At 52.2% G+C, this 25,409-nt stretch carries 18 protein-coding genes; 13 read left to right on the top strand and 5 right to left on the bottom strand.

Annotated elements, in window-relative coordinates:
• Positions 1-130 precede the first annotated feature (130 nt).
• Complete coding sequence (locus AD665_RS06550) at positions 131-661, bottom strand: transcriptional regulator (protein ID WP_231995013.1); 531 nt, start codon at positions 659-661, stop codon at positions 131-133.
• Positions 662-787: 126 nt separating this feature from the next.
• Between AD665_RS06550 and AD665_RS06545 the strand changes: the two genes are divergently transcribed.
• From AD665_RS06545 to AD665_RS06515, 8 genes are all read left to right on the top strand, one after another.
• On the top strand, positions 788-1,522 hold the full coding sequence (locus AD665_RS06545) for a metallophosphoesterase (protein ID WP_053191446.1): 735 nt from the start codon (positions 788-790) through the stop codon (positions 1,520-1,522).
• A gap of 543 nt (positions 1,523-2,065) precedes the next feature.
• Positions 2,066-2,485, top strand: coding sequence for a DUF6957 family protein (locus tag AD665_RS27320; protein ID WP_057434205.1), 420 nt, complete (start codon positions 2,066-2,068; stop codon positions 2,483-2,485).
• Positions 2,486-2,609: 124 nt separating this feature from the next.
• Positions 2,610-2,825, top strand: a complete 216-nt coding sequence (locus tag AD665_RS06540) for an antitoxin Xre/MbcA/ParS toxin-binding domain-containing protein (RefSeq protein ID WP_053191444.1) — start codon at positions 2,610-2,612, stop codon at positions 2,823-2,825.
• A 184-nt stretch (positions 2,826-3,009) separates the two neighbouring features.
• On the top strand, positions 3,010-3,207 hold the full coding sequence (locus AD665_RS06535; RefSeq protein ID WP_053191442.1) for a helix-turn-helix domain-containing protein: 198 nt from the start codon (positions 3,010-3,012) through the stop codon (positions 3,205-3,207).
• Positions 3,204-6,113, top strand: a complete 2,910-nt coding sequence (locus tag AD665_RS06530; protein ID WP_080996568.1) for an SNF2-related protein — start codon at positions 3,204-3,206, stop codon at positions 6,111-6,113. Before AD665_RS06535 ends, AD665_RS06530 begins: the two co-directional genes overlap by 4 nt.
• A complete protein-coding gene (locus tag AD665_RS06525; protein WP_053191440.1) occupies positions 6,113-7,852 on the top strand; it encodes an AIPR family protein in 1,740 nt (579 codons plus the stop codon). The genes AD665_RS06530 and AD665_RS06525 overlap by 1 nt, the downstream gene beginning before the upstream one ends.
• Positions 7,853-7,871: 19 nt before the next feature.
• Entirely contained in the window at positions 7,872-9,563 is a 1,692-nt protein-coding gene (locus AD665_RS06520; RefSeq protein ID WP_053191437.1) for a site-specific DNA-methyltransferase, read from the top strand.
• Between the two features lie 157 nt (positions 9,564-9,720).
• Positions 9,721-12,492: a DEAD/DEAH box helicase gene (locus tag AD665_RS06515; protein WP_053191435.1), complete on the top strand. Its 2,772-nt coding sequence runs from the start codon at positions 9,721-9,723 to the stop codon at positions 12,490-12,492.
• Between the two features lie 515 nt (positions 12,493-13,007).
• Here AD665_RS06515 and AD665_RS06510 read toward each other — a convergent pair.
• Together AD665_RS06510 and AD665_RS06505 are read right to left on the bottom strand one after the other, a co-directional pair.
• Positions 13,008-16,787, bottom strand: a complete 3,780-nt coding sequence (locus AD665_RS06510; protein ID WP_053191433.1) for a CHAT domain-containing protein — start codon at positions 16,785-16,787, stop codon at positions 13,008-13,010.
• A gap of 291 nt (positions 16,788-17,078) precedes the next feature.
• Positions 17,079-17,270: an MbcA/ParS/Xre antitoxin family protein gene (locus AD665_RS06505; RefSeq protein ID WP_053191431.1), complete on the bottom strand. Its 192-nt coding sequence runs from the start codon at positions 17,268-17,270 to the stop codon at positions 17,079-17,081.
• A gap of 141 nt (positions 17,271-17,411) precedes the next feature.
• Here AD665_RS06505 and AD665_RS06500 point away from each other — a divergent pair, with 141 nt between their 5' ends.
• A complete protein-coding gene (locus tag AD665_RS06500; RefSeq protein WP_231995014.1) occupies positions 17,412-17,912 on the top strand; it encodes a hypothetical protein in 501 nt (166 codons plus the stop codon).
• Positions 17,913-18,011: 99 nt separating this feature from the next.
• A complete protein-coding gene (tnpA, locus tag AD665_RS26735; protein WP_080996567.1) occupies positions 18,012-18,227 on the top strand; it encodes an IS66-like element accessory protein TnpA in 216 nt (71 codons plus the stop codon).
• Positions 18,228-18,568: 341 nt separating this feature from the next.
• Here tnpA and AD665_RS06495 read toward each other — a convergent pair whose 3' ends face one another.
• Positions 18,569-20,512, bottom strand: a complete 1,944-nt coding sequence (locus AD665_RS06495) for an ATP-dependent nuclease (protein ID WP_053191430.1) — start codon at positions 20,510-20,512, stop codon at positions 18,569-18,571.
• 1,121 nt (positions 20,513-21,633) lie between these two features.
• Positions 21,634-22,191: a cysteine hydrolase family protein gene (locus AD665_RS06485; RefSeq protein ID WP_024778339.1), complete on the bottom strand. Its 558-nt coding sequence runs from the start codon at positions 22,189-22,191 to the stop codon at positions 21,634-21,636.
• Between the two features lie 95 nt (positions 22,192-22,286).
• On the opposite strand from AD665_RS06485, the gene AD665_RS06480 reads away from it, so the two are divergent.
• From AD665_RS06480 to AD665_RS06470, 3 genes are all read left to right on the top strand, one after another.
• Entirely contained in the window at positions 22,287-23,282 is a 996-nt protein-coding gene (locus tag AD665_RS06480) for a GlxA family transcriptional regulator (protein WP_024778340.1), read from the top strand.
• A gap of 209 nt (positions 23,283-23,491) precedes the next feature.
• Positions 23,492-24,601: a DUF3182 family protein gene (locus tag AD665_RS06475; protein ID WP_024778341.1), complete on the top strand. Its 1,110-nt coding sequence runs from the start codon at positions 23,492-23,494 to the stop codon at positions 24,599-24,601.
• A complete protein-coding gene (locus AD665_RS06470; RefSeq protein ID WP_024778342.1) occupies positions 24,591-25,349 on the top strand; it encodes an alpha/beta hydrolase family protein in 759 nt (252 codons plus the stop codon). Before AD665_RS06475 ends, AD665_RS06470 begins: the two co-directional genes overlap by 11 nt.
• Positions 25,350-25,409: the final 60 nt, after the last annotated feature.

Raw genomic sequence — 25,409 nt, 5'->3', positions numbered from 1 at the left:
CTTCTTCCTACGCCTGTGTCTGCTCACGTTGACTTTGGGAATCTGAGTAGCTGAATGATTGCCCAATGCAACGCCCTGATCGATGCATGAGCCGACAATGAAAGTTAGTGCGATTTTTGGGCAACTCGGCCTAGGCTTTCTGCCAGTAACGATGCACCGTAGATTTGGCCAGTCCCAACTGTTTCACCGCGTCTGCTTGGCTGTAGCCCGCGTCCTTGAGTTTTTTGACCGCTGCAGCATTTGAGGTATTGCCGGGTTTTCCGCGTGACCGCTGTACCAGCTTGCTATCGACAATGTGGGTGTTTAGAAGCTCAATGCCACCTTTAGATGAGAAGGACGCGATCTCGGCACTAGCCCGTCGCAGGGTCGCTTCGGGGGGCTCGGATTTCTGCAGAGAAACGCAAAGAGCAAGTAGGGCGACTAGGTCGAATTCTAGGGCTTGTGCAAGCTCTGCTAATCTTGCCAGCGTGATATTGACATCGCCCTGTTCAAGCGCGCTGATGCTTCGCTGCACGCTCACATCGGCCAGGTCTTCATAACCAGCCCCGCGTTTTGTGCGGATCGTTCTGATCGCCGCAGCGACCTCATCTGTCAGCACACGGTTGTCCTCAAAAGCGAGGATAAGGCCACACTGTCGATGTTCCGATAAATGTAGTAACATGCATTTATTGGAACCTTCTTGAGATTTCTCCCGAAATGGAAGCACCCTCCGAGTCGTCGGCCACCTGATGGCATTCGGCATTTCTACCAATGTCAATATAGGGCTAAACCGAGCTTATCGCCGACGATGAAGATTCAAATTTACTCAGACCTCCATAACGAATTTTCCTTGTTCAACCCGCCGCCATCTGGCGCCGACCTGGTCGTCCTCGCTGGCGATATCGATACAAAGACTCGTGGAGTGAAATGGGCGAATGAGGTTTTCACTTGCCCTGTGATTTATGTGAGCGGCAATCACGAATTCTATGGAGGACACATTGACCATACTCTTCGAAAAATGAGAGAAGCTGCAGCTTCGCACGTGCACGTCCTAGACAACGAGGCTCTGATTTGGAAACAAACGCGTTTTCTTTGCACGACCTCATGGACAGGTTACAGCTCGACCGGGAACGCCGTAGCGGCCACGAGGTTGTGTTGGGATCGGATGAACGATTTCCGGGCAATTCGTGCTGGTACAAATTTTCGACGCCTGCGGCCTGACGACCTCGTCAGCCGAAACAAGATTGCCCATAAGTGGTTAAGTCAGGAGCTCGCGAAACAGTTTGACGGCAAAACCGTGGTAGTCACTCACCATGCTCCTCTCATGAGCTGCCTCGACGTCGACGAGCAGGGGACACACCTGGATGCTGCTTACGCAAACGACTGGTCGCCGCTCTTCGACAACGAAATAGACCTGTGGATCTTTGGCCATACCCACCACGCGGTAGATCTTAAGTTTAAGGGGGCGAGAGTGATTTCTAACCCCAAGGGGTATCCAAGGGAGGAGACGGGATTCACCGAGAGCTTGCTGTTAGAAATCTAACAACTGTCCCGTTTAGGTAGGATCGCTACACGCTATTTATTCATCGAATTGCCTTCTAATAGATGAAGAGGGCACTTGTGTTCATAAAATTCGACCAAGGGCACTTTGCATGAACGGTATTCCCATGGGCATTCAGAATGCCATGGAACTAGATTTTGGTATTCCGATAACAGGTTATCTCTTCGATGCTGTCTACAGCCCTCCCGTTATCATAGGTATCGTGTATTGCGATAGTCGTGGCCGTTTTGCTGACGGGTCGGCTATTCATACATCTGCGTTACGGGGCGCAGTATCGTTAATGGGGTATCCAGTAGTGCAGACGATTACTGGAAGTGTCTACGTCATCGTTAGCTGGCAGGCTCAGGGAGGTAGTCTCCATACCAGGCGGACTTATCATTGAGTGACGTTTACTGGGTCAATATACCTTTGTCAATGCCTACGTTAAGCATCTTAAACTAAGGCAAAAATTTTAAACTTAGGATTCCATTTACTTCCTGGGAAGTCATTGGCGTTATAGCAAAGTAATAGGATAATTAATCAACCATGCATTCAGATTTAGACGAGCTCGGTGAGTTGCTGTACGGATCTGCAGAAGTGATGCCGGGGGCTGATCTCTCTGATGTAGAACTCATTGAGTTTGCTGCGAGTAGATATGTAAATAAACCCTATTGCGTCGTGCGGCAGTGGATGATTATAGATGTGCTGATGTCCGCAAAGAAGACGCATGAAATTGAGCAGTTGGGAATGCATCCCAGCGTGCTTTATGCTGCCAATATTATCCATGACAGCAGGGGGAGGTTTTCAGCGGGAAATTGGGTGCTGAGCACTTACAAAGTTTCATTTAGAAATTGTTTCTTTGAAACACGAAATACACTCTATATTTTAGCGGGACGTGGATTTCGGAAATCCGCTAGCCTCGACGCTGTTCTTTCACTACGCCGGGACGCAGTCGGACTTGTGTAGCGTGGGGTTTATTCGAGAGGGTCGCTATCAAGCATTGCGGGCGCACAGTTACCACAGATAGCGAGCAACAATCAGCGGCGCAACATGTTGTGCCGGCTGATGACAACCTGAGGTTCTACATCGTATGGAAAACAGCATTAGCGTCGAGGAGAACCTAGAGCAAATAACTCGTTTGGCCGGACAACTCTTCGACGGCGATCTTCAGGCTGCGAGGAAATGGATGGTCTCTCCAGTTCTTGGTCTGGGCTCAAAATCGCCTGTCGACATGCTCGGTACTCAGGTTGAAATCGAAGCCGTTTTCGACTTGATTGGACGCTTGATGCATGGGGTCATCACGTGAGCAGCATTTCGCTTCATTGCGGGTAGTACTGAAGGCGTTGAAGCGCCCCCCGTGCAGGCCAATGAGGCTGTGAATCGTAACCTCAAATTTGGTGGCTGGAGCATTTATGCTGGGCTTGTTTTCCCTGGATGGTTAGTATTGGCCAGACTTGGCAAACAATGACCGCTATTGGCTTACCACAAAGATGAATTTAGAAAGTGACATCCTGACGCTTGACGAAGTGGCCGATTACCTCAAGGCAGGGAAGCGCACAATCTATCGTCTGGCTCAAAAAGGTGGAATTCCCGCATTCAAGTTTGGGGGGACGTGGCGCTTTCGGCGTCAAGAGTTGGATCTTTGGATCGCCGAGCGGATCAAGGGTCATAAGGAAAAAAGTGAATGAGAAATTCCCTTCTGACACCTCAGCAGAGCCAATACATTGCGTGGCAGCTCACCCGTAGAGCCGCCAGCGGTAGCGTTGAGTCCTTGGCTGGGGCCCTGGTGGACTCCCAGGTGGATTTGAACCCTCATCAGGTAGAAGCTGCACTTTTTGCGTGCCGCAATCCACTATCGCGCGGCGTGATCCTAGCGGATGAAGTAGGTCTAGGTAAAACCATTGAAGCTGGGCTGGTCATCTCTCAGCATTGGGCCGAAAGACGTCGGAAGATTCTCATCATTGCGCCAGCAAATCTGCGCAAGCAATGGCATCAAGAGCTGCAGGACAAGTTCAATCTCCAGGGGCTTATTCTCGAAGCGAAAAGCTTTAATGCCCTACGTAAGAGCGGTGTCTCGCAGCCCTTTCTGTACACGGATGGCCCGGTCATTTGCTCCTACCAGTTCGCGAAGAGCAAAGCGGACGATCTCAAGCGCATCCAGTGGGATCTGGTGGTGATGGATGAAGCTCACCGTCTGCGTAATGTCTACAAGCCTGACAATGTTATTGCTCGTACGATTCGCGATGCGCTTGAACATGTCCATGCCAAGGTTCTGCTAACCGCCACGCCGTTGCAAAACTCGTTGCTGGAGCTGTTTGGCCTAGTAAGCATGATTGATGAGCGCGTATTCGGCGATCTTGATAGCTTTCGCATGCAGTTCTCCACTGTACGCACCGAGCAGGCCGCACGAAATCTGCGTGAGCGCCTCGCAACCGTGTGCAAACGCACCCTGCGCCGGCAGGTACAGCAATATGTGCCCTACACGGCCCGGATCGCCATACTTGAAGAATTCACACCCAGCGTGGAAGAGCAGAAGCTTTCCTCATTGGTCGCCGACTATCTGCGGCGCCCCAACCTGAAGGCCCTACCAGAAGGCCAGCGCCAACTGATCTCGCTGGTGCTGTGGAAGCTACTGGCCTCTTCAAGTCATGCTATCGCCGGTGCGTTGGAGACCATGGCTAACCGTCTTCAAGGCAAGCTGGATGAGTCTCTGGAGGTTCCAGACCTGGTTGATGCCTTAGACGATGACTACGAATCCTTAGATGAAACCGTCGATGAGTGGAGCGGATACGCGGATCGTGATGCCTCATTAAATGTTGGCACAAGTGAGCGAGAAGCTCTTGCCGACGAGGTGGCTGAGCTAAGGCACTTCAAGGTGCTCGCGACAAATATTCGCCAAAATGCCAAAGGGCAGGCTTTGTTGACCGCATTGGACAAGGCTTTCGTCGAACTGGAACGCTTGGGGGCTGCGAAGAAAGCCCTGATATTTACCGAGTCCAAACGAACCCAAGACTACCTACTTTCTGTGTTGTCCGAGACCCCCTACGGCGACGGCATCGTGCTTTTCAATGGGACTAACAGCGATGCAGCAGCTCAGGTCATCTATAGGGATTGGCTCAAGCGGCATGCAGGCAGTGATCGTATTACTGGCTCCAAGACTGCTGACATCCGTGCTGCTCTGGTAGAGCACTTCAAGGAACGAGGTACGGTCATGATTGCCACAGAGGCAGGCGCAGAAGGTATTAACCTGCAGTTCTGCTCGTTGGTTATCAATTATGACCTACCTTGGAATCCGCAGCGGATTGAGCAGCGCATAGGCCGGTGCCACCGTTATGGGCAGAAGCACGATGTGGTCGTGGTCAATTTCGTAGACCGTAGTAACGAGGCGGATGCGCGCGTATATGAATTGTTGTCGCAGAAATTCAAGCTATTTGAGGGTGTCTTTGGCGCCAGTGATGAAGTTTTAGGTGCCATCGGCTCAGGCGTGGATTTCGAGAGGCGGATAGCCGCAATCTACCAGAGCTGCCGGGAACCGGAAGAAATTCGCACCAGCTTCGCAGCGCTTCAGAAAGAACTTGCCAGTGAGATCGACGAAGCGATGGTTAAAACTCGTCAGATTCTCTTGGAGAACTTTGACGAAGAGGTTCAGGAAAAACTGCGTATCCGTAACCGAGACAGTCAAACCGTTCTCAACAAATACGAACGCCTGTTGATGGATCTAAGTCGGACGGAACTGCAAGGTCATGCTCACTTTGAGGGGCTGGCGGAAATCAATGACTTTGTATTGCATAGCTTGCCTGGAGGTCTTGATCAGCAAGCTAGACACGAGGGGCCTGCCGTTGTTCTAGGTCGCTACGAGCTACCTCGCCGCAGTGGTGATGCGCATCTGTATCGCATTGGCCATCCGCTGGCGGAATGGGCCATTGAACAAGCCAAAAGTCGGAGCCTACAAGCTCCTAATCGTCTCAGTTTTGACTATGCCGCCTACGGCAACAGAATCAGCACGCTCGAAAAATGGCGGGGCCAGAGCGGTTGGCTTTCCCTCACGCTGCTAAGCGTGGATGCATTAGATAATCAAGAGCAGCATCTAATCGTTGCGGCTTGCACCAAGGCCGGCGAGCGACTGCCGGAAGACGATCCAGAAAAACTGTTGCGCCTGCCCGCCCAAGTAAATGATGTCGCATCCTCGGATACGCCAGTGGAACTGGCGGCGGATGTGGTTGCACGCAAGAATTTGCTTCTACGGGAGATCAAGCAGCGCAACCTAGGTTACTTTGAGCAGGAAGTTCAAAAGCTCGATTCTTGGGCAGATGATCTTAAACTCGGGCTTGAGCAGGAAATCAAGGAAGTTGATCGGGAGATTAAGGAGGTGCGCCGCACCGCAGCGACCTCTCCAACACTCGAAGAAAAGTTATCGTGGCAGAAAAAACAACGAGAATTGGAGGGCAGGCGCAGCAAGCTGCGAAGGGAGCTGTTTGCTCGGCAGGACGAGATCGAGGCCCATCGCAATGACCTCATCAACCAGCTGGAGGTGCAACTCAAGCAACAGGTCGAAGAGCGAGTACTTTTCATCATCGAGTGGGAGTTGGTGTAATGGCAACAGTTAGACCACTTGAGCTTGATCTGCTGTGTCGAAAATTTGACGAAGACTATTCGACTCACATTACCGGGACGGGAACTACTGCTGATTCTCGGCGTAGCAACTTTTTGTCCAAGGCGCTTGCGGCATTTGTCCTTCATGAAGATGCTGGCGCTTCGGTTATTGATGCCGTGGCGGCAAGTATTGATGGTGGCCTGGATCATGGTATCGACTCGGTATTTGTGTCGTCGGATCAGACAATCTGGCTTGTTCAATCCAAATACAAAGCCTCTGGAGTAGGTGAGCCGGATCTTGGCGACGTATCCAAATTCCGAGATGGTGTATCCGATCTTCTTCAGGGGCGCTGGACACGCTTCAACAGCGCCTTACAAAGCCGCCAGGCGGCTATTATCAGTGCGCTGGACAGTGGAGTCTGTAAGGTCAAGGTAATCCTGGCCTATTCCGGCACTGCCGTGTCCGATGATCGACGCGAAATCTTCGCTGACCTAGAGCGTTCTTTCAATGGAACGAATCCGGGGTTTGTTCGCTGTTATGCCTATGGACTAGGAACCCTGCATGACTTGCATTTGAACGGAGTCTCAGCCCAGCCTATAGAGGCAGACATTGTATTAAATGATTTCGGTCACACTCAGGTGCCCTATAAGGCATTCTATGGTCGTATGGATGCGAAACGGCTCGCTGAGCTTTGGGCTGATCATAAAGAACAGCTTGTTGACCGAAATATTCGTCATTTCAAGGGTACGACTTCGGTAAACGTAGGGTTGAGCGAAACTCTTCAACAAGAGGCTGAGCACTTCTTCTACTTTAACAATGGTGTCACCTTTCTTTGTCACACCATCAAGGAGCTAATTCCACTCGATCCGCACCGGCATCGCGGCAAATTTCGCGTTCGAGGATTATCGATAATCAACGGGGCGCAGACAGTTGGTGCGATAGCCAAGGAGCCACTAGCTCACTACGACGCTAACCCTGCCTCCGTTATGGCGACGTTTGTGTGTCTCGCCAACGCGCCTGATGACTTTGGCGAGCGTGTCACTCAGTCTCGCAATCGTCAGAATGCTGTTGATCTGGAGGACTTCGCGGCGCTCGATGAGAAACAGGCCATGTGGCAGCACACTTTAAAAATGGCCGGGATAACCTATTTGGTTAAGCTGGGACAGGATGATCCGCCGCCATCCTCCAGCTGCTTTAGCGTGCGAGAGCTCGCGCCATTTTTAGCCTGTACCGTTGGCACTGCCGACTGGCAGGATTATGTAGTTGCGGCCAAGACTGATAGAAAGAAGCTATTTGGGCGCGAGGGACTGGTGGGCGCCACAGATCCGCTACGTCACTCCTACGAAAAACTGTTCGCTGATTCACTCACTTCTCGACAAATGTGGCGCATTGCGCAAACTGGGCGATTGGTGATCGAGAATGTACGCGGTCGCGCCGGCACTGAAAGTGATCCAAGTAGACTTCCAACGGGCACACTCTCGGCCAAAGAAATTCTTACTCATGGTGTTTGGCTCATTTTGCATGTCATCTTCATCCGGCTCCAATTGCAGAATGGGCCCACCTTAGCCTTGACCCAAGATGAGCTGACAGCTGTTTCCCGTGAGATTGACAGGGTGGCTGAGCGTCTTGTTCATGTCGTCCAGTCAGTCCAATGGAATAAGCAAGCTCGCAGCGTATTTGAGAACAAAACAGATTGCCGTGCGGTCAAGGGCCGGTTGATGGCTGCCCTCGCACAATAAAGATTTTAGGAATCGTACAATGAGCAAGCAAAAACTTGAACTAACGTGGGTGGGAAAAGAAAATAGGCCCAAGTTGGAGCCCCGCATTTTGCTGGCTGACATGGAAAAATCGTATCACGCGGAGGCGCGGATAAATGAAAGCGATATTTTCGACAATCGGCTGATCTTTGGGGACAATTTGTTAGCGTTGAAGGCGCTTGAACAAGAGTTTTCGGGCAAGGTCAAGTGTGTATTTATTGATCCACCATATAACACAGGCAGCGCCTTTACCTATTACGATGATGGGGTAGAGCACTCTATCTGGCTAGGCTTGATGCGGGATAGGCTTGAAATCCTTCAACGCCTCTTGGCGGATGATGGTTCGTTGTGGATTACAATTGATGATAACGAGGCGCATTATCTAAAAGTTTTGTGCGATGAAATATTTGGTCGAATAAACTTTGTCGCTAATGTTGTCTGGCAAAAAGCATATACGTCTAATCAGACAGCAAAGCACCTTTCGAATACACATGATCATCTGTTGTGCTACGCAAAGAATATAAATGCTTTTCGCATAGGTAAACTCCCGAGAACAGAGGAGCAAAAGAATACTTTTAGTAACTTTGATAACGATCCTCGTGGCCCATGGAAAGCAGAGAACCTTTCAGCGGGGAAGTTTTATGCGGCGGGTCAGTTTGAGATTGTAGGGCCTAAGGGGGATACCTTTCTTCCTCCGAAGGGCCGCTACTGGCGGTGCAATGAACAGCAATATAAAAAGTGGTTGGAAGATGCGCGTATTACTTTTGGGAAAAATGGTAGCGGTCGTCCAATGCTTAAGAAGTTCCTGGCAGAAATGGATGATGCGCTAACTGCGAATACGTGGTGGATACATGAAGAGGCTGGTAGCAATAAGGAAGCGAGCATTGATCTAAAAAAAATGTTCGGCGATCAGAAGGACGTGTTTCAGAACCCTAAGCCGGAAAAGCTTTTGCATCGGGTGTTGACGCTAGCCTCATCCCCTGGTGACCTCGTATTAGACTCATTCGGAGGCTCTGGCACCACCGGCGCCGTCGCTCACAAAATGGGTCGTCGGTGGATCATGGTAGAGTTGGGCGATCATTGCCATACACACATCATTCCTCGTCTGAGGCGGGTGATTGACGGCGAAGATTCAGGCGGTATCACCAGCTTGATGGGTTGGAAGGGTGGCGGTGGCTTCCGCTATTACAGTCTAGCACCCAGTTTGATCGTCAAGGATCGCTGGGGAAATGATGTAATCAACCCGGAGTTTAATGCAGCCCAGTTGGCTGAGGCGCTTTGCAAGTTGGAAGGTTTTACCTATGCGCCCTCGGAAGTTCGGTGGTGGCAACACGGACATTCCAGCGAACGTGACTTTATCTGCGTCACCACTCAAAACCTATCAGCAGAACAATTGCAAGCATTGTCGGAGGAAGTGAGTAGTGAACAGAGCCTGTTGGTCTGTTGCGCTGCTTTTCACGGCATTACAGGAGTCGCCGCAACTGAGCGTTGGCCGAACCTTACGCTTAAAAAAATCCCGAGGATGGTACTAGCCCGCTGCGAATGGGGTCGGGACGATTACAGCCTGAAAATCGCCGATTTACCAATGGCTGAGCAGGCTGCCGAACAGGCCTCTCCGCCAGCTCGTACCAGTAATTTGGGACTAACTAGAGTCACCGCCGATCTGTTTGGCCATATAGCTGCAGAGGACTGAAGGATATGAGTCAAGGTGAGTTCCCGCTCTACTGGGTCGAAGACTTCCAAGCTCATATTCAGCCGGGGTACAATTTCGACGTGGTTAGCACTCAAGCTGTTAAGCAATTTGGAGGCGGCAGGAAGCGCCCTGCACATTCGAAAAAAGGAAAAAGCATATGAGTGCGCGCATTAAGAATCACATCGCTGGCCGACTTTCACTGCGGCCTCCGCAGGAGGAATCCTTGTCGCGCCTGGTAAATGCGTTAAGCGCATCACCAGAGATGCTTGATAAGGACAAAGCTCGCAAAGCGGGTTTGGCCTCAATTCTCTCGACCCTCACGACGGAGTTCGGAACGCTTAAAGACTTTGAGCGCGAATTCCCGTCTCTGTGTTTCGCATTGGCCACAGGTGTTGGTAAAACAAGGTTGATGGGAGCGTTCATCGCTTACCTGCACTTGGCACATGGCATCAACAATTTTTTTGTGCTGGCGCCCAATCTTACGATTTATAACAAGCTGATAAGTGATTTCACGCCTAATACCCCTAAGTATGTGTTCAAGGGTATTGGCGAGTTCGCGATTAATGCTCCTAGGGTCATCACCGGCGAAAACTACGATCAGCAAAACGTTATTGCTGGCGAACTGTTTGGTGAAGTGCGTATCAACATCTTCAACATCTCCAAGATCAGCTCAGAGCTGCGTGGTGGTAAAGAGCCGCGCATCAAGCGTATGCGAGAGGTGTTAGGCGAGAGTTACTTCAATCACCTCGCTAACCTACCGGATTTGGTTCTGTTGATGGATGAGTCGCACCGCTACCGAGCGCAGGCAGGCATGCGCGCGATCAACGAACTGAATCCCTTGTTCGGCTTGGAGGTCACTGCTACACCATTCGTGGAGTCCCCTAGAGGGCCGGTGCCCTTCAAAAACGTTGTGATGGACTACCCTTTGGCTCGGGCTATGGACGATGGTTTCGTCAAAGAGCCTGCCGTGGTAACTCAGCGCAATTTCAAGGCTAGCAACCACAGCGCAGAAGATATCGAGAAGATCAAGTTAGAAGACGGGGTGCGCCTGCATGAGGCCACCAAGGTGGAGTTGCTGACCTATGCCCGAGAGAACGGGGTTAAAATGGTCAAGCCCTTTATCCTAGTGATCGCCCGTGACACTACCCATGCGGGGCAGTTGAAGACATTGATCGAATCCGCTGCGTTCTTCGAGGCTCGATATCAAGGAAAGGTGATCCAAGTCGACTCTAGCCGGACTGGAGCCGAAGAAGAGAAGATGATCGAAGCGCTGCTGAACGTAGAGACCCCGGATGAGCCTACCGAGATTGTTATTCACGTAAACATGCTCAAGGAAGGTTGGGACGTCACTAACCTTTACACCATCGTGCCTTTGCGGGCAGCTAATGCACGTACGTTAATTGAACAATCTATAGGTCGTGGCTTGCGCTTACCCTATGGCAAGCGCACTGGCGTGGCGGCGGTGGATCGACTCAACATCGTTGCTCATGACAGATTCCAAGAAATCATTGATGACGCCAACCGAAGTGATTCGCCAATCCGACTCAAACAGGTAATTTTGGAAGCCCCGAGCGATGAGGAACGAAGAGTCAGTGTCCAAGTGGTTCCCAATACCCTAGCTCGACTCGGCCTTCACGACGAACAATCACCGCACATCCCTGCTGCATTGACGGGCGCGGATGCGGGCGCCGAAGTGGGTGGTGAGCAGGCCGCGCCGAAGATTGTGCCCATCTTCGCTACCGAGGCTGAGCTCAATGCAGCACAGGCGGTTCGAGACGTTATCGCTACCTATGAAGTTAGGCGCGATTTGGCTCCTACCAGCGCCGCGTTGCTCACGCCTGAGGTGCAACTGAGCATCCTTGCTGAGGTAGCGCAGCGCTTAAAGCCACTTCAGGGGTATTTGCATCTGGATACGGATGAGCAGGTTCCTCCACTGGATCTATCCGCCGTGGTGGCTAGGACAACTGAAATATTGGTGCAGCAGAGCATCGATATCCCACGTATCGCTGTGGTACCCACGGGGGAAGTCACGACTGGATTTAATCCCTTTCGCCTAGGGGAGTTGCCTAACTTCCAACCAGGCCAGCGCGAAATTGTCGGTCAGGCGCTACGCACGAATGAACAATTTACCTTAGGCAGTGAAAGCGGTCTGCGGGAAAAGCGACTAGAGGATTACGTCGTCAAGCGGTTGATCGACTTCGATGATATCGATTACTTCACTCAGGCCGATTTGCTGTATGACCTCGCTGGCCAGGCTGTCGAGCATTATCGGAAGCAGAACTACTCGGAAAACGAGCTGCATGAGATTTTCGATACCTACGGCAAAGAGCTTGCGCGGCTGATCCGAGCCCAAATGATGGAGCATTTCTGGGAGCAGGCCGCAGGTTATGAGGTGCATGTGAGTCGGGGTTTCACCGAGCTGAAATCTTGCAATTACACCGCTACATTGGGGCAGGCTACCCGCAATCTGCGGGAGACATTAACGGAAACGAGCCGTATTAAGCAGATGTTGTTTGGTGGATTCAGTCGCTGTCTGTACCCCTTGCAGAAGTTCGATTCGGATACCGAGCGGCGGTTTGCCTTACTGCTTGAGCGCGACGCCCTGAAGTGGTTCAAACCTGCCAAGGGCCAGTTCCAGATCTACTACAGGCTGGGTAGCGAGCAGCCTGAGTACATCCCAGACTTTGTAGCCGAACTGGATAACAGGATCTTGATGGTCGAGACCAAGGCACGTGTGGATATAGCGTCTCCCGAAGTTCAGGCAAAGAGTGCAGCGGCTTCTCGCTGGTGTCGGCATGCCAGCGAGCACTCAGCTCGCGTAGGGGGTAAGCCTTGGGACTACCTTGTAATTCCCCACGACGAATTGAGTGAAGACAAGCGGCTATCCGATTACATGCGGTTTGAGATCAAGAGTAGTGATCGCGACTGATGCTGCGTTGGGCTGGGATGCCAAGTAAGGAGTTTTGGCGTTCCAAATGTACGGTGCGCGCATTCGAAAATGCGTGCGTAACCTTTTCCCTTGGTCAGTATTTGATCAGAGGTGACGGCGTTTCATTCGGAACTCTCCCGCGATGCCACCGCTGCGGTGTTAACGCTCGGTTTTTAGGCCTCTGGCTGGCTGTTTAATCATGCAAAATGTGTTGGGTAGACGCTTATCCGAACTCCAGCATTAATGCCGATGGTGCTCGCATAGACGGGCACCATCGTTGCTATTTTGAAGTAGATCGGGGGGGGCGTACGGTTACACTTATTTTCGCCAGCGATCATAAACAGAGGTATCAATGGCTACACGCAACCGTAGAGCTTCCTGCGCCTACTCCTTTGTCGCCCAGCCCGCTTCAACTACTTCAAACTGCAGGAGCGCAACCTGCTAAAGCGCCGGGACAAAGGTAGGTATTCAAATGGGAGCTCCCCATCGTTGTGGTGTAGAGCTAACAGACCTGTTCATTCTTTGCTCATGAGCACATCCCCGTAAACCGTCATAGCCAACGAATACTGCGGAACATTTCCGAAGTGGCTTTCAACAGCCTGGTTCGCTGCAAACGTTGCGTCCAGAGCAGAAAGTCCGCCATCCCACGATTTCAAAAATGACTCAAGCCAAGGGCCAGGGACGCTTGCAAAAAGAGGCCACGGCGACGCAATCACTGTTCGGCAGCCCCGAGACAGGAGGTGCTTTGGCAATCCAACCGCAGTGTTCACGTGCGGATGTTTATCTGTTCGCCCGCCACTGCAAACAAATAAAATCACCAGTTCTGCGCCCTCTAGCGCTGTTGCCAGTGAACTAGGTGACACGACAAGATTCCCCTCGTCCGACAACCGATGGAAGAACTTGCCTCCCGATCCAACGCCACCATGAGCAGCTACTACTGCAATCTGTGCACCTTTGAGAGCTACGGGGACGACGCCTTCCGTTTCTACATCAAATCCATGGTCTCTCAGCGTGGATTCGGTACGCATCAATACGCGTACCAATACGTCGTCATCGTGTCCGCCGGTCGCTTCCGATATCCATGCAACCCGCTTGGTCTCACGGGTTCGTAGTTGCTGTGACTTCGCGTACAGCCAGGTGAGCGAAGGTACATACCCAATCGCGGATTGATAGCCCGCGAGGTTGTTTTCGAACAGGGCCAAATTCAACGGCACCTGCTGTACAGAGGGTTCTGCGACGACAATCGTGCGCTTGGCATTGGGTATCGGTATCTGAAGGTCTTGCATGCTGAGAAAGAACTCATTGTTTCCTTCTTCCCGATTTATATACCCATAACGGTAGGGGTACGTTTGAGCCCATTCTTTCAAGGTTTTGCGGAAGGTGGTATCGCTCCCCTCGTGCTGCGACACAAGAGTCTGCTCCTCACCTATCGTTAAGCTGACCAGCGCACCTTCTGAATCCAGGCCGAGCATCAATACAGCACCGTCTTCAGGACAAATACTCTGCGCAAATTCCAACGGCCACTGCATGTCGAGCTCCCGAGCACCGTCGAGTGGATCCAGCGCGTGATCGGCAATGAGTTCAAGAGCAGTAGCAGCCGTCTGGGCCGAAATCGAATCTTCGTTGGTTTTTAGAACACGCCTTGCTGCGATCTCGGCGACCCGCAGATCCCCTGGAACATCACCGCTGTTGCGGGTAGGGTCAACACGCTTAGCGAGATGCAGTGCATCTGCAATCGTCGGCTTGCTGGCCGTCATGGCACGAACATACTTGGCGCGAGGGGCGTCCAATCGACTTAGTGCCTCCTCTAGTAGTGCACGCGCACTCTCACTTGCGCAGCCGCCGAAATGTTCCAGGAGACCGATGGATTGGGCTAGTAAAACAATGGCTGGCAAGATCTCGTCCCTGCCCTTCATTATCTGATTGCAATGTTCCTCGGCATCGGCGACCAATTCGACTCGGAATGCGAGATCCTGATGCTTTCCGTGTAGCAAGCGCATACTGAGCTCCAGCGTGCGGATCCGTTTCTCGCTTTCTTCGGGCTTGGTGATCAGGGTTGAGATGCGCTTGAGGTTATCGAGGGACGCCTGAGCGTAAGACGTCACTCCAAGATCACGGACGATGCGAAACAATGTGTAGTTCTCCCACCACAGCTCATCGGGGACAACTGGTTGCTTCAGCTCGAAAGCAAACGCCAGTCCGAGAAGCGCAGGCAAAGGCCCCCGAGTTCGGTGGTAGATGTCCGCGAATGCGACCCATGCGGCCCGCTGCCTGGTCACGGAGTCGCCGGCGATCTCAAGGATCTGCTCTGCGCGATCGCGTGCTCTCTGTGTTTGACCGCCACTCGCAAAAGAACAAGCAACGAAACGCAGGGCGTTGATATCAGCAGTGGTGTCGCTGACGTGGCGCGCTACCCCGCACGCAAGGAAAGAGAGGTGTTCGGCGTTATCCAGCCCGTCCTCAGATTCGACGGCTACCCCTCTGATCATAGACTCCAAGGAATGAAGGATGGCAAGCGGCTCTCCTTGCATAAGTTCAGCTGGGATTTCAGTACGGCTGACGTCATAGAATCCGACCTGTACTAGCCAAGCATCAGCTTCGCTCAGAAAGCGGCTGAGTTGTGCAGCTGTTGCTCTGGGAGTTTCAGGCTGATCAACAAGCAAAAGAGCCCCGCTGTCTTGGGCGAGACTTAGCGTCTGTGCAATTAGAATAGGTGTGCCTAAGTTTGCGCTGGATTCGACAGCGAACAGAGCCGTGAATGCTTCCCGCGTTTCAACATCATCAGGATGTCCAGCGATGTAACGCCTCAGGTAGGCGATTGGAGCCTCAAGAAGGGCGATCGGATCACTATCAAGCTTTACCTCCAAAAGCGTGCGTTTCATCGCTCCAATGAGCAACCAGCACGCACGAAGCCTAAATAAGCCCGTATCGGAAATGCCAAGGGCAAGCGTGATTGCTTCCTGCGCATCTAGCTTGGTCAACGAGTAAGTTGCGCAGCACAGCAAAGCCAAGTCTCTGTCTTGTGCGCTTTGGGAGTCAGCGGCTAGGATCAGAGTATTGAGCATTTCAGCAGCAGGCGCTAGAAACGTTTCAGCAACGACCAGCTCAAACCCTACGAAGCCAATTTTCGGCAACCATTCACAAGAAAATTCGTGAGTGAGAGAACCGCTCATTCTAATAAGACAAGCCTGTCTGTAGCGAGCGAGCGTTGGCGAATCTGGAAATAGCTCTTTAAGTTGCAGGAAGACGCGCAGCGTCAACGCATCATCTTCAAGGGATTCACAGGTAATCAGGGTTGCTTCGAGCAGTGTTCGTTCGCAGGTGCCATTCAGCCCCTCACTAATTAACCGTATAGCCATGTCTCGACTACCCGAACGAAACGCAATTCGACCAAACCTTACAGCCTGATCTCCCGTCAGATCGAATCCATCATCGACGTACGCTTTTAGCGCAGTAAGTGTCCTTTCTCGAAAACTGCTACGGTTCAGCATTTGGATCTCCAGCTGGCGTTTCACTGCCAGCTCAACGTCCAGAGCAGCGATTTCACCGAGTGCTTCGTCGACGCGTCCACAAACAGCGAGCGCAGTCCAGCGTTGGATGCCCCCGGAGATGACTGTTTCGACGTTCATCGTTGCTTGGGACTTCAGGTATGCGAAGGAGAGATTTTCAATCGAGGCCAGCTTATCAATGTGGCGTTCATCGCTCGGCGGGTTTTCGGGGGTAGCCAGCACCAGGTAATTATCTGAATCTTTCAGTGACCTGATACATTTGTCCGACCACGCTGCTACATGAGGCACCCACGTGTCCCCGGTCTTGCCTACTGGTGCCCTTCCCTGATATTTGACCTCCACAGCATCCACATCGCGGTATACGTGGGCCATGGGGACTATCACGAGGTTGCGCTTCAGCTGTTTGATTTTTTCTAGCAGACCTTTCGAGTCCAGATCGAGGCATCTGTGAATAATGAGTTTTTTGCGGATGTATTCGAGCTGTTGCTCGCTTGGCGATTTGCCCCACAGTGCTTCAACACCCTGTCGAACGTAATCGAGAACGTCAGTGTCTATTATGGGCCAGACGTTCAGAGGAGGGACGACAACGGTAATGCTGTCGAAGATTGCTGCGCCACTGTGGTCTTTGAAGAACAGAAAAGACATTGCGCTGATGCGACCGATGACCTGGTCTGTAGGCACACCGACCAGCAAATCTCCTGTTTCCCGCCACAATCCGTCAGCAAACATCACCCGTGGATCGAATCCCTCAATACTCTCTTGCACATTGCCCTCATCATTGTTCATGGCTGATGTCTCGGTTCAAAATGTTGGATTTTTCAAGACTGACAAGCGGCTGTTCGGACGGCTACCAAAATCATCCTATGAGCGACGTCTACGTTCCATCGCAGGTTTCGCTGAAGACAGTCCTGACCTTGATATGGACGCTAAAGAGTTCATTAGGTAATACTCAGACATGTATAAATTTCGCGACAGCTTGCGGATCTGCTTCTATCAGTTTCTTGAGCAGGCTAACAAATGGATTGCACTTGAAAATATTGAAATCAGAGGGGCTGAAATCGCAGCCGCTTAACTGGATTAGGAGATGTAGCCCTGATTCAGTCTCTCAAGCGCGTCCTTGATCAAAACGTACCCAGTCTCAGTATTTGAAATCTCTAAGGGCGTCCTCCCCCCAGAAACAGTCTGCGGCTTGTTCAGCCAGGCCGCAGCTTTCTCCTTGTCAGCAAACACCTGTTCAGCTTGCTGCTGAATTAGCTCTATGAAATTCATAATTTTGGCTCCTGTGAAACCGATTTTTCTAGAGGGCGGTGCAATAGCTTAACTTCACGGCTACCCCCCTCAAGAGTTGAGAGCAGAGCTCCCGCCGTTACCACGGCTATGCTTTTGTGGTCAGCCAGGATCCTATCCCCAATGCAGGCCTTTCTGGTGGAGGTCGCTATGCCCCCTAAAGCCCAGCAGAAATCTAAAGGTCGGCGAGGTCGACCAAGGATCGAAACGCAACGTACCCTCTATCAAATCAAGCTGTCTGGGTGGGATTTTGCCTGGTCGCTCAGCTTGGCAATGCCCAACAATTTGAGGGCAAGCGAAGGTCACTATCATGAACATATGATCCTGACGCTGAAGGGTACCGTGCTTTACCCGGAGAGTTTCAAATACCCAGATGTGGAGTGCCAGCTCTACGCAGATCCTCGATTGATGAAGGACATAGCTCCCCCAAAAGGAATAGGGTCTATGACCGCGAGCGGGACACGGTTGGTGGCGTATATAGCAGTGCCGCGTGAGCGGATAGACATCCTGGTTGGTGCAGCCGACCGACTACTTTCCTTAGAGTTGAACGCCACACCTTTGCATTACCGCCGTGGGCTGGTTATGTCTATGCATTTGGGTACCGAGCCAGAGCCCGATTGGTAGTACGCGTCTGGGGAAGTCACCTTCCGAACTCCAGCATTAGGGGCGATGGTGTCCGACTATTTTTAAGCGGATGCGATAGCCCTTAACGTCAGGATTTCCATGTGTCAACGAATCTCTTACACCAATCCGTTCAAAGCCCAGGTTGTTCAGGAATGCCTGCAACCCGGTGTGAGCGTCTCCAGCGTTGCCATTACCCACGGCATAAACGCCAATGTCATTCGCAAATGGCTGCCGCTTTATCGGGATCAGTCAGCAGCGACGCTACCTGCATTTGTTCCTTTGAAAGCTTCGCCTAAACCTCCGGTGGTGCACTAGCGATTATTGAGCTGCTTGTTGGCGAGCATACCAGCGGTGTGAAGGTGGGTTTGGTGAAGCGGTTACGGTCAAAATGTATGGGGGCGCCCTCTCAGAGTCTTCATGGATCGCTATCTGCACGTGGCCAGGCTTGGATCTGTGTGCCTCATCTGGGCCTTCATGATCGTTGGTGTCGCCAGCTTGGTGGTATCGCATTGGTTTAAGCGACGCCCATCAAGTGGAGGCAGCTAGCAACCAGAAAAATTGATTTATCGTGTTTTTTGGTCGGAAGCCCGCAAATGCATAATTGCTAATCGGGCCCTGGTTGGCCAGAGCCTATTGCGCTACCTTACAAATTTCGGCTACGAAAACTTAATTAAAATATTGCTGATAAGTTTCGATGCTTCGGAGGTCTGAATGGAAAATGCGGTTTTATAGAGCGCTTTTTTAAAGGTGTGAGAGTTCACGCCTGCTGTGCTGGCGAAGTAACCGGCAGCCTTGGAAAGTACTTGTTTTCCATCGCAACGTCTCAGAAGGTCAGTGTCACTGATTGTCGAGTAGTTTGCGAACACTTTGCCAGACTCTGTTGATAACTCACTCCTTAGATTAGTGAACTCCGAGTCTGTTAATGTATTTATCGTCAGCTGTTCATGGATTTTCACCGCGTCAGTCCAGTCGAAGTGTTTGTTTCCCCAAATCAACGACGAAAATTTTCTTTCAATCACCTGCTGAAATGCGAGGGAAAGCTCCTTTTTATAGACAGTGGGCAGAGACTCGCGTGCAATATCTAGAAGCTTGGACTCAATTGTAGCAGTATCTAATTTTTTACCATGCTCACCAGATATATCCAAAAAGCTGTCTAATACTGTTTTTATTATTGGAGCATCTAGAAAATAGTTCTCGAACTCGTGTCGGTCAATTTTTATAAAATTACTATTGTAATATTGAGGATCTATTTTTTCTAATTTGTCAAAAAATTCATTTGGCTTGTTGTCTGAGTCAACCAGAAAAACGAACTTAGAGTCCTGTACAAAGTTTTTCAGTTCCGCCAGTCGCTTGAATGTGTCAATAACTGCCGATGAGCCATTGAGTGGTTTGATCTGAAGACTTTGCTCCTGAAGGGTATGCTCTAGTGCTTCGTGGTCTCCGTCCCCTTCAACCAAAAGAACTTTACTGTAAATAGAGCTTAAGCCCAGGTTCCGAAGTTCTGCTTCAGCGTCCTCATAAGAAATCGAGGAGATACCTTGGTTGACAATATAATTCTTGCCGATAAGAAAAAATTTATAGATTAGTGATTTTGAATGGGTTGATACTAGTACTTGATTAATGTTGTGATCTTTGTACTCTGCTGCGACCCAGTCTAACTTGACTTTTTTGCCCAGTCCTTCCAAGCCTTCCATCCATTTGTGGATTCCTCCTTTCTCGCAGAGTCTATGCAGAACGCTCATAAATTCAAGTAGCAATGACTCATGGAAATGGTTTTCTGGTTCGTCAATAATCAGCGTGCTTACTGTTTTTGAGATGCATAAAAATGTGAGGGTGCTGAGAAGCGCTTTCTCACCAGAGCTGAAATCCCTTACGTCATAAAGTGGTCTGGCCTTGTTTCCGCCTGCTTTTCCTAGAAGGACAAATTCACCAGGCGTATGGTTACCACTAAAGTTTCTTAATTCTACAGTAGGTATTAAGTGTGTGAATAATTTTGAGGAGATATGGTAATAAAGAAGCCTGTCTGGTTTGCTTGGGATCAGCCTGTCATGAACGTAGTCCTTTACAAGTTGACGATATATTCCTGAGAAAAGACCTTCCGGATTCAAAATCGCCTCTAGGACTAGACTGCTCTTGTCGTTGCCTTCGATATTTATTTCGTCAAATTTCAGGGTGCCTTCAGAAAAACCTTTGCTTGCATCGATGTATAGTACTAGGTTATTTGGGGTTGAAAGGTTCCAGTACTTGGTTAGCGATACCTCATCATTGTAGCTTATTCGATATCCCAATGGGTTGCTGCTATCTTTGGACAGCTGAATCTCAAGCTCACTATCTTCGCTATCAAAGGTTATTTTTATGTATGCGTCTTTTGTATTGAGGTATTTTTTTATTTCTTGTGAAAACGTTTGGCTTATGTTTTCGTCATTTAAGAGCTTTACGAAGTGAGCTTTTTGTGTGAGCCATACTGCTTTTAATATGGTCGATTTTCCCGCTCCGTTTTTTCCTGAAAATGCGGACATCGGGACGTCGGGAGGAAGCTCGACTAAAGTTCCATTTTCAAAGGATTTAACGCCTTTCAATACGATTTTGGAAACCTTCACGCTGTAATTCCTTTAACACATTGACTTGTTAAGGTCTTGATTGTCTTTCCACGCATTGGTAGTAGCTAAACCTAGTAGAGCAAGCCGAAAAAATCGATTATGAAGTCGCTCTGTAGAGCCTAAGATGCAAGTTAAACATGGCTTCATAATGATGTAGTTTTGGCTGGGAAGATTTTGCCTAGCGGGATAGGGAAATAGCAAGATTTTAGGCATAACATGCCATGATGGCTATAGGCTGTACTGCTCCGTAGCACTCCTCATCTCGACTACACCGATTCTTAGGGCTCAGGTGAAGTCACAGCGCGCTAGTGCTCGCTGTGGTGGTGGTGGTGGTGGTGGTGGTGGTGGTGGTGGCCAATGCCCGATGCGATGTTGCTCCATGCCGCTTCCAATCTCACTGAAATCAGTCATTGTCGCGATGGCTAATGAAGGTCATGAGCATATGATACTGACGCTGAGGGGCGAAGTACTCTACCCGGAGAGCTTCAAATACCCTGAGGTCGAGTGCCAGCTCTACGCAGATCCTGGCCTGAAGCAAGACATAGCCCCTCCAAAAGGGATAGGGTCGATGACCGCAAGCGGGACACGTTTGACTGCGTATATAGCAGTGCCTCGGGAGAGGGTTGATGCCTTGGTTGGTGCTGCTGACCGACTTCTGTCTCTAGCGTTGAGCGCCAGTCCTTTGCACTACCGGCGTGCGCTGGTTATGTCCATGCATTTGAGCACAGAGCCAGAGCCTGACTGGTAAACTGTTGCTGGTTCAAGAAGGCTTTCTTGGTCATACGCAGGTCTTTGGGAATGGGATGGGAGCATGTCCGAGGGGAGATACCGTTCGTCTGGAATTAGGCGCAGCTTAGACGATCCGTACGAAGAGATACGGCCAGCGATTTTTGTAAAGTTTTGAGAGCATTTTTGGTCGAAAATTAACAAAAAATTTTACGGTGATGAGTGTGGATGTGACTATTGACTCTGTAATGACCCATAAGAGATAGAGATTCACTCACTCACTCGATAGGGTTTAATGCTTTTTGGTGTTCATAACCGTTCTGAAAAACGGCTGCTTCAAGCTGAAAAACAAAAACCGCGCTTGGATTTCCAGCGCGGTTTTTTTTGCTTGCAGCTTAACGCTGCGCCAGCCCCAGGAACTGCTCCGTACTCACCACCTTTGCATAAGCAAACCCCAACGCCGACATGAAAGCGGCATGGACCTGGGCGGCGGGAACGACGACACCGTTGAACTCCAGGTCGAGGGTTGCGCAGGCGTCGTGGATCACCGTGACGTCATAGCCCAGGTCCGCCGCCGCCCGAGCGACACCGTCGATGCACATGTGGCTCATGCTGCCGACGATGACCAGTTGCGTAATACCGTGATGGTCGAGGAGGGATTGCAGTTCGGTTTCGCGGAATGCATTGACGAAGTGCTTGAGCACCACCGGTTCATTGGCCTGGTTGAGGACCTTGGGATGCAGCTGCGCGCCTAGGGAACCCGGAGTGAAGAAGGGTGCATCTTCGGAGGTGAATTCGTGGCGGATGTGCACCACTTGATTTCCTGCCTGGCGAAAGGCTGCGATCATTCGTGCGGCGTTGTCCGCGGCGGTTTCGACGCCACTCAGTGGCCATTTACCTTGGGGGAAGTAGTCGTTCTGGATATCGACTACGATGAGCGCTTGCTTGGACATGGAGGCTTCCTCGATAAGGTGTGTGGGGCCAGTATCGGCTCTTGCCGCCAATTCGAGGATTGGCCGCAACGACAATAAGCGAGGGAAAACTGACAATGGCGCAGGAAAGGGCGGTCGCTGAGCTGGGAGTGTTGATTTACCCCGGTGCGCAACTGGCGGCGGTGCACGGTTTGACCGATCTGTTTGCCGTGGCGGAGCGGATCGCGGCCGAGCAGGTCGGCGCGCAGTTGCCACGGCTGCGAGTGAGCCATTGGCGGGCAGAGCAAGGCGAGGTGCCGCAGCGGGTGTTCGACAGTGAAACCGGCACTGCGGGCCGGTTGGTTGCGTTGCTGATTCCACCCTCCATCGCCGGATTCAGCGAAGGGCTTGTCTCCCAGGCGCTGATGGATTGGCTACGGGCGCAGCATGCCGGCGGCACCGTGTTGGGCGGGGTGTGCGTAGGGTCGATCCTGCTGGCTGAAAGCGGCCTGCTCGATGGGCGTAGCGCCACCACCCACTGGACGTCGGCCAAGACCTTTGCCGAGCGTTACCCGAAGATCAAGCTCGACGCCGACAAGCCGATTGTCGACGACGGCGACCTGATCACCACCGCTGGGCTGATGGCCTGGGCGGAGTTGGGACTACGGCTGGTGAGTCGCTTGCTGGGTCCCAGCATCGCGACGCGCACGGCACGGTTCCTGGTGATCGAGCACAGTGATAGCGCAAGCGAATGCGGCAGCAATTTTGCGCCGATCCTCGCGCACGGCGACGGGGCGATTCTCAAGGTGCAACACTGGTTGCAAGGCAGCGGCGCGGTAGACGTCTCCCTGGCTGCGATGGCCGAGCAGGCGGGTCTGGAAGAGCGCACTTTCCTGCGCAGGTTCCGTAGCGCCACCGGGCTCAAGCCCACCGAATACTGCCAGCACCTGCGAGTGGGCAAGGCCCGTGAAATGCTGGAGTTCACCAACGGCACCATCGATCACATAGCCTGGACCGTGGGCTATCAGGACCCGAGCGCTTTTCGGGCGACATTCAAGAAAATCACCGGATTGGCGCCGAGTGATTACCGGGCAAAGTTCGGGGTGAGTCCGCCAAGCCTTCCGAAACAGTAGTTGCTCCCTCGCCCAGGGGACAATGCCAGATTCAAAGCATCGTGCAATTTGCGGGATGTCCACCGCAGATCGTGCAGAATGAAACAAGCGCGGTGCTATCAACCTTCTGAAACATGCCCGTTTCCTTGACCATCCGCACAGCCTCGCCTGTTGGCCTGATCTCTGCACCCATCTACCTACAGCCATGAGCGCAGGTAAAAGGGCAACGCATGACGCCAGTCAATCGCAACAAAACCGTGGTGGCCCATTCGGTCAATCCTCACGCGCCGCTTCATGAAGTGGAAACCAATCGTGCCTTGGCGCGTTGGTTGGCGCAGATCCTGGAAGTTGAATTCGGCGGCAGCTATGACAGCCGCCAGCATGCCGGGCACGATCTGTATCTGTTGCCTACGCAAACCCTGATCGGCCTGGAAACTGCGCGGCAACTGGGGGTTTTGGGGCCGGACGATCTGTGGGGCGGTTACGTCGAGCATGATTTCATCTGCACCAAGGCCATCACCCACGGTCTCCTGAATAAGCATGCCGTCGCCCCCATCGGCTGGTCGCCGCTGTTTGCCAAGCTCGCCCGTAGTGTGGTGCTCGATGGCGTGAGTGTCTTTTCACTCAAGGATGCACGTCTGGCCGCCGAACATCTGCTGTACGCCGGGCCGATTCGCTTCAAGCCGATTCATGCCTGTGCCGGGCGTGACCAGCGGGTTATCAGGGACCTTGCACAGTTCGATGAAATTGCCGCTGATCCCGATGCCCAGGCCGTGTTCCGCGACGGTGTGGTGCTGGAGCAGAACCTTGATGAGGTCAGGACCCAGAGCGTCGGCCAGAGTGCTATCCATGGCAAAAGCCTGAGCTATTGCGGCGTGCAGCACCTGACCCGGGACAGCGAAGGACTGGAAGTTTACGGCGGCTCGGATCTGCTGGTGGTGCAGGGCGGCTACATCGAGTTGCTCAAGCTTGAGCTGCCCGACGAGATGCGCGAAGCGGTGCGGCTCGCGCAAGTGTTCGACGATGCGGCCAACCAAGCCTATCCGGGTTTCTTTGCGTCTCGGCGCAACTACGACATTGCTCAGGGCATCGATACCGGCGGCCAGCCCCGTGGCGGCGTGCTGGAGCAATCCTGGCGCATGGGCGGGGCCAGCAGTGCAGAACTGGCGGCACTGCAAATATTCGTCCAGGACCCGTCGAGCAGCGTGGTCCGTGTGTCCTCGGTGGAAACCTACATTGACCAGCCGTTGCCTTCCGGCGCCACGCAGGTGTACCGCGGGCCGGCGCACAACGGTGATTTCCTACTCAAATACGTAACGGTTCATTCCCATGACGGCTAGAAGTGAAACCATTCAGATCGAGATCGACGACGAGCACATGAACGGCACCTTCCTGAGCCCCAAGTCGAAAGTCCCTGGTGTGTTGTTCGTGCATGGTTGGGGCGGTAGCCAGGAGCGCGACCTGGAGCGGGCCAAGGGCATTGCCGGCCTGGGTTGCGTCTGTCTGACCTTTGACTTGCGCGGCCACACCGGCGGGGCGGGTATACCTCTGTCCCGGGTGACGCGAGAAGACAACTTGCGGGATCTGCTGGCGGCCTACGATCGGCTGCTCGCTCATCCTGCCTTGGATACGTCGGCAATTGCGGTGGTCGGCACCAGCTACGGCGGTTACCTCGCCTCGATTCTGACCTCGCTGCGACCGGTACGCTGGCTGGCGTTGCGGGTACCGGCGCTGTACCGCGACGAGCAATGGCACACGCCCAAGCGCGACCTGGACAAGATCGACCTGCTGGATTATCGCAGTACGCTGGTGCACGCCGGTACCAATCGCGCACTACACGCCTGTTCGCAGTTCACGGGCGACGTATTGCTGGTGGAATCGGAAACCGATGACCATGTGCCCCATGCAACCATCATGAGCTATCGCGCCGCGTGTCAGCAGACCCATTCGCTGACCCACCGGATCATCGATGGCGCCGACCATGCCTTGAGCGATCCCATCTCACAGCAGGCCTACACCTCGATCCTGGTGGATTGGATCACGGAAATGGTGGTGGGCGAGCGGTTGAGCATCATTCAAGAGCGTTGAGGGTCGTTTGTCCATGCGGACGCAATCGCGAGCAGGCTCGCTCCCACATGGGCTCGCATC

It is taken from the genome of Pseudomonas corrugata, assembly GCF_001269905.1.
In the GTDB taxonomy this organism is placed as follows: domain Bacteria; phylum Pseudomonadota; class Gammaproteobacteria; order Pseudomonadales; family Pseudomonadaceae; genus Aquipseudomonas; species Aquipseudomonas corrugata.
Note: the sequence above shows the minus strand (reverse complement) of the source record. Positions and strands in the feature narration are given on the sequence as shown.